Consider the following 14,612-nt stretch of genomic DNA (forward strand, 5'->3'; position numbering starts at 1 on the left):
ACTTATGAGCAAGCAGAAAATTCAAAAGGTATATCCTTTAACACCAATGCAAGAGGGCATGCTGTATCATGCCATGCTAGACCCTAATTCCTCCTCTTATTTCACACAGCTTGAGCTTGGAATAAGCGGAGATTTTGATCTCGATCTTTTTGAAAAGAGTCTCAATGAACTCGTACGGACATATGACATTCTGCGTACAGCCTTTGTTTATCAGCAATTACAAAAGCCTCGTCAGGTTGTACTGGCTGAACGTCATATAGATGTGTATAGAGAAGATCTATCTCATCTGAATCATCAAGAGCAGAAAAAGGTATTGGATCAATATAAAAAGCAAGTGAGAAAGCAAGGATTTCACTTAACGAATGATCTGTTGTTGAAAGTCGCTGTTTTTCAATTAAATGAAACAAACTGGCACCTGATTTGGAGCAACCATCACATTATTATGGATGGTTGGTCCATGGGTGTGTTGATGAAAAAACTGTTTCATTACTATGAATCTTATCGGAACGGCCGAACACCGGATCGCTCACAAGGTAAGCCTTATGCGGACTATATCCAGTGGCTTGGAAAGCAAAACAAACAAGAAGCGGAAGACTATTGGAAGGAGCGGCTGGATGGTGCTGTTCAGCACCAAGGGCTGCTGCAGCAAAAAGAAGCGAACGGACAATATGATCATCGGGAATGGACGTTTACATGGGACGCTCAAACCGTACAAGCCATTCAAGATGCGGCAAGACAATGCCAAGTGACAGCACCGAACCTTTTTCAGGCTGTCTGGTCCGTTCTTTTAGGCACCTATCATGCAGCAGATGATGTCACATTCGGAACAGTCGTATCAGGCAGACCTCCAAGTGTGTCTGGGATTGAGCGGATGGCAGGGCTGTTTATCAATACGATACCTGTTCGAGTGACATTAGATCAGGAGCAGACCTTCAAACAGCTGTTTCAAACGGTTCAGCAGCATGCACTGGAAGCGGAAAACTATGATTTTATGCCGCTTTATGACATTCAGCAGAAAACAGTTGCTGGAGGAAAGCTCTTTGATCATTTGGTTGGATTTGAAAACTATCCTTTAGATCAAGAGCTGTCTGGTGACACCATGTCTGCACGTCTCGGTTTTGCCATTGATGTAAAGGACGGATTTGAACAAACGAATTTCGATCTCAATATTCTTGTCTATCCTGGTGAAACGTGGACATTGACATTCAAATACAATGCGATGGCTTTTGAAGAAAAGGTCATTGAAAACATATCAAAACATCTGACCAACCTCATGAAGCAAATCATTCACAATCCTGACGTACGTCTTCATGAAGTGACATGTATTACAGAAGAAGAAAAGCAGCAAATTGAAGCATGGAACCAGACGGAGCGAGATTATCCGAAGCATCTGTCCATTCCTGAGCTGCTCGAGGAACGTATCAAGGCGCAGCCTGACCATCCGGCATTAGTCGAAGGCGAGCGAACATTCACATACGAGAAGCTTGGACAAGAAATCCGTCGTTTAGCCAGCAGTCTTGTTAAAAACGGCGTTCAGCCGGGGGATGCTGTCGCGGTATATATGAACCGATCAGCAGATGCGGTGATCTCTATTTTGGCCATTTTACATGCAGGGGCTGCTTATGTACCGATTGATCCAGCTCAGCCTGAGGAGAGAATCCGTTGGATGCTTGAAGACAGCGGCGTATCCGTTTTGCTCTATGCTGACAGCCAGCCGCCAGTTGATGAAAGCATCAAAGCTGTTTGTGTGACCGGCTTGTCTCATCACTCACAAGCGGAGTTATCAGTCGAGACGTCTCCATCTCAATTGGCATATATCATGTTCACATCGGGATCAACTGGACGGCCAAAAGGAGTTCAAATTGAGCATCAGCATATTGTGAGGTTAGCATGCTCTCAGGAAAAAATAGGCTTGAACACGTCGGATCGTATGGCGCATACAGGAGCTGTCAGCTTTGATGCGATTACCCTTGAAATCTTCACTACGCTTCTGAATGGGGCGACGCTTTATCCTGTTGACCGTGATACTTTATTGGATATTCACCGATTCGAACAATTTATCCAAACACAACAGATCACAGCGCTCTTTTTAACGACTGGTTTATTTAATCAGCTCGCTCAGCAGCGGCCGCAGATGTTCAAAGGGTTAAAAACATTATTCACCGGCGGTGATGTGATCAATGTAAAAAGTGCGGAGCTTGTGAAAAAGCATCATCCGTCAATTACCTTGCTGAATGTCTATGGCCCAACTGAAAATACAACCATCTCGACCATTTACGAAGTAAGAGGAGATGAAGCGGGCCCGATCCCAATTGGTCAGCCGATCAATCATACGTCAGCTTATATTTTAGATGACTATCAAAGACTGCAGCCGATTGGAGCGCCAGGAGAGCTGTATGTGGGCGGAGATGGTGTTTCAAGAGGGTACATCAAACGTCCAGATTTGACTGATCAAGTATTCATGGCAGATCCTTTTAAGCCGTCAGGACGGATGTATCGAACGGGGGACTTGGCTAGATATGGTGCAGATGGTCAGATTGAATTCCTCGGCCGTGCCGATGATCAGGTGAAAATTCGTGGCTTCCGTATTGAGCTTGGTGAAATTGAATCAGTGCTTCACCAAGAAGCGGGGATAGATGAAGCAGTTGTACTTGTTCAGCAGCTTTCTTCAGATGAAAAGGAAATCATCGCTTACTTCACAGGGTCACTGACAGAAGAAGAGGTACGAGATGTATTCAATCAAAAACTGCCAGCTTATATGGTGCCGCACCATGTGATGAAGCTGGATACCTTTGCACTGACTTCGAACGGGAAGGTAGATCGAAAAGCTTTACCTAAGCCTGACGATGTGCATCGCGAGGAAATCAAAATCATTCTGCCTGAGACTGAGACAGAAAAGGCACTCGCTGACATTTGGGAGGAGCTTCTTGGGAAAACGGTTGGGGTAGACGAGCATTTCTTTATGGCTGGCGGGCACTCGCTTAAAGCGATGATGATGTCTGCAAAGGTTCAAGAAGTGCTTCAAAAGGAAGTGCCGATTCAAGTGATTTTCGAGAAGCCGACGATTCGCTCATTAGCGGCTTACATCGATCAGGATGGTCAAGAAGAAGCCGGACATCCTATTTTGCCAGCAGAGCAGGCGGACGAATATCCGGTATCACCAGCTCAGCGCCGTTTATATATTTTGCAGACACTTGAACCTGACAGCACGAATTATCATATTCCGATCGTCTTAACGCTTGAAGGAACACTCGAATATCAGCGGCTCAAATCAGCATTTAATCAGTTAATCCAAACACATGAAATCTTAAGAACGAGCTTTCATATGAACGAGGAAGACATTGTCCAAAGGGTGCATGAATGGACTGAATTTGACCTTCCTGTTCATGACATCAAGGAAGAAGAGGCGGAGGCATTTCTTGCTGAACGTCAATCGCCATTTGATTTAACTGCAGCACCCCTTTTGCGAGCTCAGCTGCTGAAAGTCAGTGAGCATCGTCATCTTCTCGTCTTGGAAGCACATCATCTCATTACAGATGGCAGCTCCATGAAGACATTCATTCAAGATTTGGCGAAGGCCTACGATGGAGAAGCTCTTGCTGAACGAGTCCTTCATTATAAAGATTACGCTGTCTGGCAGCTAAGTGAAGAAGAAACGGAGAAACAGAAGGAGCATGAAGCGTATTGGCTGAAGCAATTTGAAGGAGATTTACCGGTTTTAGAGCTGCCAACTGATTATCCGCGTCCAGCGGAACGTGATTTTTCGGGAGAACGATTCATGTTTGGCTGTGATCAAGCAACGACTCAGCGCATTCATGAGCTGCTTCAGAAAACCGATACGACCATGTATATGTTCTTGTTATCTGCCTTTCAAGTGCTTCTTGCCTCCTATAGCGGGCAGGAAGATATCATTGTGGGTTCGCCTGTTGCTGGACGGACACACCCTGATATCCAGGACATGCCGGGGATGTTTATCAACACCATTGCGATGCGCGGAAAACCAGAACAAACCAAAACATTTTTACAGCTGCTTGAAGAAATAAAAGAAACAAGTGTTGACGCTTTTGCACATCAAAGCTATCCGCTCGAAGAGTTAATTGCACATCTTCCATTAGACCGTGATACAACTCGGAGCCCGCTTTTTAGCGTGTCATTTAACATGCAGAACATGGAGGTACCGGCGCTAAAGCTCGGCGATCTGCACATTTCGCCTTATGCCATTCAGCATCACTCGGTCAAATTTGATCTATCTTTAGAAGCATTTGAACGCGAGGGAGCATTAAAGCTGAGCTTTGACTATGCAGCGGCGTTATTTAAAGAAGAGACCGTCCGCAGGTTCGGAACTCACCTCCTGGCTATTATTCGTGAGGCGGTTCGTCATCCAGAGGAACAGATCGGCTTGCTCCATATACTAGATCAGCATGAACAAATAGAACGTTTGGAGAAAAAAGGCGAAGGGCAAACGAATCGTCATGAGCCATTCCATGTCCAATTTTCACGTCAGGCGAAGGAAACACCGGATGCTATCGCCGTCATGGATGATCAAAGAAAACTCACCTACCGCGAGCTTGAGGATATGTCATATGCACTTAGCTGTGAGCTTAAAAAACGAGGCGTAGAGAAAGAACAAACTGTGGCACTGATTCTTGACCGCTCTGTCTATGTCATCGTCTCTATGCTCGGTGTGATGAAAGCAGGAGGAGCGTTTGTTCCAATTGATCCAGCCTTTCCGGCTGAACGAATCCGCTACACATTAGAGGATTCAGGTGCACAAGTCATCGTGACAAATGAGTCTCTAGCAGATTCCTATCAAAATCATAAGTCGATTCAAGTGGTGCAGGTTGAACAAGCAGTGCATCAAAGCCATCCACTAGAATTGCCGGAAGTATCGGTTGATCAGCTTGCTTATGTGATTTACACATCTGGGACAACGGGGAAGCCGAAGGGTGTACAGCTCACGCATCGTAATCTATCACACTATGTCAGCTGGCTGATAAATGAGGTGACCTTGCAGGAATGTGATCGGACGGCACTGCTTTCTTCTTATGCATATGATCTTGGTTACACAAGCATTTTCCCTGTTTTAAAAGCAGGGGGGACACTCTATGTTCCTCGTGAAGACGTGTATACAGACCCTGTACGTCTGATGCGGTTGATTGATGAACAAGAGCTGACTTATATCAAAATGACACCATCCTTATTTCATATGATGGCAGATTCTAAGGAACATTCATTTGACGCTTTACGTCTGGTGGTACTTGGAGGAGAACCGGTGATCCCTGAGGATGTTGAGACATTTATGATGCAGCATCCATGCGTGGCAGTCATGAACCATTACGGTCCGACTGAGACAACCATTGGTACAGTGACCAAGCTGATCACACCGCAAGAGCTGGACGCTTTGAAGGAACGATCTTTGATCGGACAGCCAATTGCTCACACAAGAGCGCTCGTATGCAATCAGCAGCAGCGCCTTGTCCCTTATGGCGCGCCGGGAGAGCTTTATATATCTGGAGAAGGCGTGTCGAGAGGATATTTGAATCAGCCTGAATTAACAGCGGAACGTTTTCTTGAAAATCCATATGATCCTCAAGAGAGAATGTATCGCACAGGGGATTTGGTCAGACAGCATGCAAATGGAGATATTGAGTTTCTTGGAAGAGTCGATGACCAAGTGAAAATCCGCGGCTATCGCATTGAGAAACAGGAAATTGAGCATGCCGCACGTGCACTGGCATCTATTCAAGAAGTCTATGTAAAAGTCCTGCACCTGTCCGGGTTGCCGGAGCTTGCACTCTATTACACAGCGCCTGAACACATTGGAACACTGACGTTTAGAGAAAATCTTGCGGAGACACTGCCGGATTATATGATTCCAACATACTTTGTGAAAGTCGATTACATTCCACTTACCCAAAACGGAAAGGTGGATGCGAAGTCTCTGCCGCTTCCGCATGAGGTGCATATGAACCGTACGGCGCATGCGGCACCAGAAACGGAACTTGAGCAGATGCTGTGTGACATTTGGTCAGAAGTTCTTGGAGTTGAAAAAATGGGCGTTCTTGACCATTTCTTTGAATTGGGAGGTCATTCCCTCAAGGGCATGGTGCTCATTTCGAAGGTGCAAGCAAAGCTGAACAAGCATGTGCCGCTCAAAGTCCTTTTTGAAAAACCAACCATACGGGCAATGGCAGCCTACTTGGAAGAAACAGATTCTTCGGTGGTGACATCCATTCAGCCAGCGGAAAAGCAAGATTTCTATCCCGTCTCTTCTGCTCAAAAACGGATGTATGTCCTGCAGCAGCTGCATCCAGAAGCAGTCACTTATCATATGCCAGCCGTGTTAATGATGGAAGGTAGCCTTGATGTGAAGCAGCTGGAAGTAGCGCTTCAAGCCTTGATCGACAGACATGAATCACTCCGGACAGCCTTTGTAGAAATTGACGGCGTACCCGTTCAAAAAGTCTATCGCCAAGTGCCGTTTACATTAGAAGCTGTTGAAATAGAGGGCGATCAGGAGCAGTCTGTCGTCGAGTCATTCATTACACCATTCTCATTACATCAAGCACCATTAATGAGGGCAAAAGTGGCGAAACTTTCTGATGAGAAATATGTATTCATGATGGATATGCACCATATCATTGCAGATGGTGTCACACGCAGTCTGCTCATTCAAGAACTCGCAGAGCTGTATGAGAAAAAGACGTTACCGCCAGTTCAGCTGCATTACAAGGATTTTGCGGTATGGCAGCAGGAAGAAAAGCAGCAGGCGCTGCTTGAGAAACAGCGGCAGTATTGGCTGGAGCAATATGCACAGCCGCCGGAAGACTTAGCACTGCCCCTTGATTTTCCGCGTCCTCAAGTTCAGTCATTTGAAGGAGGGCGAGTCGATAGATGGTTGTCTGCTGAAAAGGTGCAGTCCATCAAAACGCTCATGGCGGAAAAAGGTGTGAGCTTGAACATGGTGATGCAAACGGCATTTGCTATTTTCCTTTCCAAGTTAACTGGGCAGACAGATATCGTCATAGGCGCAGTGACCGCAGGACGTACGCATGCTTCAATCGAGCGGGTTCCAGGCATGTTTGTCAATACACTGGCTCTTCGAAACGAAGTGCAGCCAGAAGAAACGACAGCGCAGCTGCTTGAAAAAATGAAAGATCGCAGCCTGTCAGCCTATGAACATCAAGAATTCCCGTTTGAGGAATTGGTGGCTCAGTTAGATCTTCCGAAAGACACGAGCCGCAATCCATTGTTTAGTGTCATGCTGACAACAGATGACCGTGACCTGACGTTACCGGATTTGAATGGACTCAAGCTGTCGCAAAAGCAGCAAGATACCGTTCATGCAAAATTTGATATAACGCTCGGTGTATTTGAAGAAAATGACCAAGTGGGCTTGCGCTTTGAGTATGCGGCGGCCCTGTTTAAAAAGAGCACCATTCAGCGCTGGAGCATGTATATTGAAAAAATCATAGACGATATGCTGGCTAAGCTGAATCAGCCGATTTCAGCGCTATCTCTCATTACTGAAGAGAAAAAACGAGAGCTGATCAATGAATGGTCAGGACCAAACCTTGACGTCCCATCAAATCAAACCGTTCATGCCCTGATTGAGGCTAAGGCACAAGAAGCACCGCACCAAAAAGCAGCGGTCTTCTGCGGAACGAGCTGGACGTATAAAGAGCTGAACCATCGGGCCAATGTAGTCGCTTCAAGACTCATCGGAAACGGCACAAAACCAGGCAACCGCGTCGGCATTCTCACCCGTCCGTCCCTTGATATGACGGCAGCTGTTCTTGGCGTTCTCAAGGCAGGTGCGGCATTTGTTCCGATTGATGCAGATTATCCAGCGCAGCGCATTGCGTACATGCTGGAAGACTGCGGTGCAGAGGTACTTCTGATGCAAAAAGGGCTCACTGCACCATCTTCATTTACAGGTCATGTCCTGTTCATAGAAGATGCGGTAGAAGGAGAAGCTCACGAGATTCAGCTTCATGTGAAGCCAACGGATCTCGCTTATATGATTTACACGTCTGGGACGACGGGACAGCCGAAGGGTGTCATGGTTGAGCACCAGTCCCTTGTGAATCTTGCATTCTGGCACAATGATGCGTTCCAAGTGACGAAAGACGATCGAACTGCGAAATATGCTGGCTTTGGCTTTGACGCTTCCATTTGGGAGATGTTCCCGACGTGGATCGCCGGTGCAGAGCTGCACATTATCGACGAAGCGATTCGTCTTGATATGATCAAGCTCAATGCGTATTTCAATGAAAAAGGGATCACCATTGCCTTCCTGCCAACGCAGCTATGCGAGCAGTTTATGTCAATGGACAACCATTCTCTGCGTTATTTACTAACAGGCGGAGATAAGCTGAAACAGGTAAAGTCGGTTCCATATCAACTCGTCAATAACTACGGTCCGACTGAAAATACAGTCGTAGCGACAAGCGGAATAATCGATCCAGAACAAGGCACGCTTCCGATAGGAACAGCCATTGCCAATACACGTTTTTACATCATGGGTTCTTTATACGACCTGTCGCCGCCAGGCGTACCTGGTGAGCTCGTGATTGCAGGAAAAGGGCTAGCTAGAGGCTACTGGAATCTTCCAGAGGAAACTGACAAACGATTTGTCCCAGATCCATTTTATCCAGGCGAGCGCATGTATCGCACAGGGGATTTAGTGAAATGGACAGAGGATGGCGAGCTGATCTATCTCGGCAGAATAGACCATCAGGTCAATATCCGCGGCTTCCGGATTGAACTGTCAGAAATTGAAGCGCAGCTTTTGACGCTGGATTCGGTCAAAGAAGCCGTCGTGACAACGGTCAAAGATGCGGGTGATCACGAGGCCCTTGCCGCTTACGTGATCACAGAGAACGATCCAGATACAGAGGACTTAAAAGAAAGCCTGAAACGCACGTTACCAGACTATATGGTGCCATCATGGATCATAAAACTAGATCAATTTCCAATGACGGCCAATGGAAAAATCGATCTCAAAGCATTGCCAGCACCTGATATCGAAGCGAACCAAACGGTATACGAAGCACCAAGAGATGAAGTGGAAACGCTGCTTTGCGGCATTTGGGAAGATGTCCTTGGCGTCAGCCAAGTCGGCATCCACGATCACTTCTTCTTCCTTGGCGGAGATTCCATTAAAGGCATCCAAATGGCAAGCAGACTCACGCAAGCAGGCTGGAAGCTCGATATGAAACTTCTATTCCAGTACCCAACGATTGCGGAGCTTCGCCCATATATTGAAGAAGCCGATCTTCTCACAGCCGACCAATCACCTGTCGAAGGAGAAGTCATTTTAACACCGATTCAGCGCTGGTTCTTTGAACGAGCATTCAGCGATCAGCACCATTGGAATCTCTCGATGATGCTTCATGCACCAAATGGATTTGACCTTTCCATTACAGAACAAGTCATGAAAAAACTGCTTTCACATCATGATGCACTGCGTATGGTATATAAGCAGGAACATGGCGGCATCCTGCAATACAACCAGCGGGAGCTCATGGAACCGCTGGCGATTATTTCTCATGATGTCTCAAAAGAGCACGACGTGAAAAAGGCTGTTTCCACATATGCCAATGAGTATCAGCGTCAGCTGAACCTCGAAACAGGTCCGTTAATGAAAGTGATTTGTTTCCATGCAGAAGATGGCGATCATTTACTCATCGTGACACACCATTTAGTCATTGACGGTGTCTCATGCCGGATTTTACTAGAGGACTTTATGTCTCTATATCAGCAGGCAGTTCAGGGACAAAAGCTTGTCCTGCCGCTGAAAACTCATTCCTTTAAAGAATGGGCAGAGGCCATTGAACGTTATGCACAGTCACAGCCTTTAAAAAGTCAGCAGGAGTATTGGGCAGAAATTGAAAGCAAACCATTAACCGCATTACCTGTTGATCATAAAGTGACAAAAAGAAAAGTTGCCGAAACCAAATCAGTTCAAATGCAGCTGACAGAAACAGAAACTGAGCATCTTTTGACCGATATTCATCTGCCGTACACTACGGAAATGAACGATATTCTTTTATGTGCTCTCGGTCTTGCTGTTCAAGAGTGGACAGGTGAGTCCCATGTACATGTGCAGCTTGAAGGTCATGGTAGAGAGGATATTTTATCAGGGCTGGATGTCTCTCGCACGATTGGCTGGTTTACGAGTATGTATCCAGTTGTTCTTGAAGCGAAGCCGGATCAGACCATAGCTGATGCTATTAAAGGAACGAAAGAAATGCTGCGGCGTGTGCCAAATAAAGGAATTGGCTACGGGATTTTAAAATACATGACAGCCGCTGAACCGTCAGGACAGCACGTACATCCTGAAATCAGCTTGAACTATCTTGGACAGATTGATCAGGAAGTGACGACAGAACTCTTTGGGCCGTCGACTTATGATATGGGACGACAAGCAAGCCCTGATTCGGAAGCTGTTTATAAGCTGAACCTTAGTGGTCTTGTTCAACAAAATCGATTCATTTTATCTTGTTCCTATTGTGCAAGTGAATATGAAGAACAGACGATACAGCAGTTCATGGCATTGTTGAAGGGGAAAATTCAATCCATCATCACTCATTGCTTAGCGCAGCAAGAACGGGAATTTACGCCAAGTGACTTCTCTGCGGCTGACCTTGAAATGGATGAAATGGACGACATTTTTGACATGCTTGAGGAGAAATTGACTTAACAACACGAGATGAATCATAAAAAAGGAAGGGAGGATGAAATAGATGAGTCAATTTAAAAGGGATCAAGTTCAAGACATGTATTATCTGTCACCGATGCAAGAAGGAATGCTGTTTCATACCCTCCATCATCAAGAAAAGGGCTTTTATGTAGAGCAAATGGATATGAACGTTAAGGGCACACTGCGTTATGACTTACTTGAGAAAAGCATGAATATCATCGTGGAGCGGTACGATATTTTTCGTACCGTGTTTCTCCACGAAAAAGTAAAGCGCCCTGTCCAAGTTGTACTAAAAGAACGTCCTTTTACACTTGATGTTGTGGACTTGCAAGATCTTTCTGAAGACGAACAGCTTGAACGTATAGAGAAATTCAAACAACAGGATCAGCTGAGAGGATTTGACCTCTCGAAGGATTCTCTCATGCGGGCATCTGTTTTCCAAACGGGCCCTGCCAGCTATCGCTGGATATGGAGCTATCATCATATCCTTCTGGATGGCTGGTGCTTTGGACTTGTGGTGCAGGAGTTATTTGCGATTTATCATGCACTTTTACATGACGTCCCTTACAAGTTAGCGCCGGTCAAACCATATAAAGAATATATAAAGTGGCTGGAAAAACAAGATAAGCAAGCATCACTTCAATATTGGCAGCAATCATTAGCGGGGTTTGATGGACAATCGACCTTTAAAGAGCAGCGGAAACAGACGAATGAACATGAATTAGGCGAAATTGAGTGGTCCATGAGCAAAGAAGAAACGGCCGCTTTATCAGAGTTAGCGCTGCAGCAAAATGCGACGTTAAGCAGTGCGCTTCAATCAGTCTGGTCGGTTCTGCTGAGCAGGTATCAGCGGTCAAATGATGTGCTGTTTGGAACAGTTGTGTCAGGACGTCCGGCAGATTTGGCTGGTGTTGACAGGATGGTTGGATTGTTCATCAATGTCATCCCAAGAAGAATTCAGCTGACAGATCACATGACATTTCGTGCGCTCCTGTCAGAAACACAGCAGCAGTCTCTTGCAGCCGAGCCGCACCAATATATTCCGATTTATGATATTCAAGCAAAGACAGGTCAGCAGCAGCTCATTGATCATATTGTCGTGTTTGAAAATGTCCCAGCTGCAAAGAAGGACGAGCAAGAGGCACGGTTAGGGTTCACGGTGGAGGACATGAATGTCTATGAAAAATCAAACTATGATCTCAATCTGCTCGCATCGCCTGGAGAAGAATTACTATTGAAGCTTGCCTTTAACCAAAGAGCGTTTGATCCTCAATTTGTTCACACGTTAAAGGAACAGCTCAGCCTATTGATCAATGAGGCGGTCATGCATCCCGATCAATCGATTCATACACTCCCACTCGTCACAAAACAGGAAAAACAGCTGATTCTTGAGGAATGGAATGCACCTGAGCTTGAGCATGACCAGCTGTATTTATCGAAATGGTTTGAGCATAATGTCCGCAAACAGCCAAATGCAGTGGCGCTATCAGCAGAAGAGCAGACGATGACATATGCCGAGCTGAATGAACAGGCCAATCGATTGGCAAGGCATTTGCAAAAAAATGGAGCCGAACATCAAACGGTCATCGCCATTTTAGCCGATCGAACGCCTGAACTCATTGTCAGTCTGCTTGCTGTTTTAAAAGCAGGCGCAGCCTATGTGCCAATCGATCCTGATTATCCAGAAAGCCGCATTCAATACATGCTTAAAGACAGCGGAGCAACGCACCTTCTGACTCACTCATCCTTTATTGGTCAGGCGAAGGGACTCGCGTTTGATGGCACGTATCTGTTTGCAGATGATCAGGAGATTTCACTAATGAGCTCAGAGAATCTGCCGCTGGAAGCAGGTTTACACGATACGGCATATATCATGTATACATCAGGCACAACAGGTCAGCCAAAAGGCATCATGACAACCCATTCCAATATTGCCCGGGTGGTCAAAAATACGAACTACTTAACCATTTCAGAAACAGATACACTGCTGTCGCTATCCAACAGCGTATTTGATGGCTTTACCTTTGATGTATATGGTGCGCTTTTAAACGGAGCAAAGCTTGTCCTGCCGAAAAAAGACACCATTTTAGATATGCACGAACTGACGGAGCTGATTAAAAGAGAAAGCATTTCTGTCATGTTTGTTCCAACTGCTTTATTTAATCTTCTCGTTGATGAAGAAACTGATTGGATGCGCAGTGTGCGCAAGGTGCTGTTCGGAGGGGAACGTGCATCTGTACAGCATGTGAGAAAAGCCTTTGATGTCATGGGGAAAGGCAGACTAATCAATGTCTACGGCCCAACTGAATCAACGGTTTTCGCCACCTATTATCCTGTAGATGGAGCTCCGCCGATCGAAGCTTATTCTATTCCAATCGGAAAGCCGATTAACCAAACGGGTGCTTATATATTGAGCCAGCAAGGACAGCTTCAGCCGATTGGAATGGTCGGAGAACTTTGTCTCAGCGGCAAAGGACTTGCGAAGGGATATTTGAACCGTCCTGATCTGACAAAAGAAGCCTTTATCACACATCCATTTGCTGCGGGAGAAAGGCTGTATCGTACGGGTGATTTGGCTTATTTTCGAGCAGACGGTCTGATTGAGTATGTAGGCAGAGTGGACGATCAGGTGAAAATTCGCGGACACCGAATTGAGCTGACAGAAATTGAAGCCCACCTTCTCATGCATCCAGGCGTAAAGCAAGCTGCCCTTATAACGGATCAGCATGGCTCGTCGCAGCATACAAGACTGCTCGCCTATATGACGTGTGAGGATGAGTGGAAGGACAAAGTGGATGTGATCAAGTCAGGGCTGAAGGAGAAACTTCCGGCATACATGCAGCCTCATGAGCTGATCAGACTTGAGAAAATGCCGCTGACACCAAATGGAAAAGTTGATAAACGTCAGCTGCCAAAGCCAGAGGCGCCTCAAGGAAACAGCCATGTGAAGCTTCCGGCCAATGAGGTAGAACAAAAGCTGCTTGTCATGTGGCGTGAAGTGCTTGAACGAGATGATATCAGTACAGATGACCATTTCTTTGAGATTGGCGGACATTCTTTAAAAGCGATGTCGCTTTTATCAAAGGTGTCGAAGGAATTCGATGTTCAGGTGCCTATTCACTTGCTGTTTGAGACGCCGACAATTGAAGCCATCAGCCGTTATATTCAACAGCAGGATCATGAAGCTGCCGGCTATCTTGTATTCAATGAATCTCAAACTTCAACAGTCTTTGCTCTTCCGCCATTACCTGGCTACGGCTTTATCTATCAGGAAGCCGCCAAAACGCTTGATAGCGTTCGTTTGATCGCCTTTGACTTTATTGAAGCTGATCACCGCATGACGCAATACGTTCATCATATCCAGCACCTTCAGCCTGAAGGACCGCTGACTTTGATGGGCTACTCTGGCGGCTGCTATCTGGCCTTTGAGCTCGTTCAATCGCTTGAACAAGCAGGACGGACGGTGGAAAAGGTCATCATGATCGATTCCTATAAGAAAATTGGAGAAAGTGATTTAGAAGGACGATCCATCGATGACGATATCGCAGCGATTGTCCATCAATCAAAGCAAAGTGAACTTGCCCAAGGAGAGCTCGTTCAAGAAGCGCTTGCTCAAAAAACGAGGGCCTATTATGAAACATTTGTTAAGGGGGTGAATCAAGGAAAGATACAAGCAGATATTGATTTCATCCAATCAGAAGAGCAAATTGAGATTCCAGATTGGATGGATCATTGGGAAGAAGCGACCACCGGTGCTTATCGCTATTATCAAGGCTACGGTGAGCACGCTGACATGTTCAAAAACAAAGAATGTGCAGCTCAAAATGCCCAGCTGATCCAAAAGATAATTAATCAAAAAAATAGAGAAGCCGTTTTGTAAACTTTAGTTCAGGCAGGGGTGCATATT

At 45.9% G+C, this 14,612-nt stretch carries 2 protein-coding genes; both read left to right on the forward strand.

The window, feature by feature from the left end; all coding sequences use genetic code 11:
• The first annotated feature begins 4 nt into the window (after positions 1–4).
• Positions 5–10,705, forward strand: coding sequence for a non-ribosomal peptide synthetase (locus MHB41_RS01960; RefSeq protein ID WP_217008886.1), 10,701 nt, complete (start codon positions 5–7; stop codon positions 10,703–10,705).
• Between the two features lie 43 nt (positions 10,706–10,748).
• On the forward strand, positions 10,749–14,585 hold the full coding sequence (locus tag MHB41_RS01965; RefSeq protein WP_061110386.1) for a non-ribosomal peptide synthetase: 3,837 nt from the start codon (positions 10,749–10,751) through the stop codon (positions 14,583–14,585).
• The last annotated feature ends 27 nt before the right edge of the window (positions 14,586–14,612 follow it).

Source organism: Bacillus sp. FSL H7-0578 (genome assembly GCF_038630855.1).
Lineage (GTDB): Bacteria > Bacillota > Bacilli > Bacillales > Bacillaceae > Bacillus > Bacillus safensis.